The organism is Neisseria sp. P0014.S002 (assembly GCF_051958295.1).
Lineage (GTDB): Bacteria > Pseudomonadota > Gammaproteobacteria > Burkholderiales > Neisseriaceae > Neisseria > Neisseria flavescens_B.
In genome coordinates this window covers 1-202 of sequence record NZ_JBQCVO010000157.1, presented here as the reverse complement: position 1 = coordinate 202, position 202 = coordinate 1, and the positions used below count along the sequence as shown (strand labels likewise).

The window sequence follows — 202 nt, the reverse complement described above, 5'->3', positions numbered from 1 at the left end:
GTGGTCTCGAAGGTAACGGGTTCTTTGACGATTCAGGTACTGTTCGATCGGTTGCCAATCAATCACCTGATCCAACTGGGAAACGGTCGATGTGTTTGGCAATCATGGCTTGGGCGGTTTGCTGAAAGAAGGTGGTCATAAGAAATCCCCTAAATGTCTTAGTAGGAATTTAGGGGATTTTGGGGAATTTTGCAAAGGTCTC

1 pseudogene is annotated in these 202 nt (G+C 46.0%); it reads right to left on the bottom strand.

The annotated features are described in order from the left end of the window. Positions 1–139: pseudogene (locus ACTHSX_RS10990) on the bottom strand (IS5/IS1182 family transposase); the annotation flags it as partial. Positions 140–202: the final 63 nt, after the last annotated feature.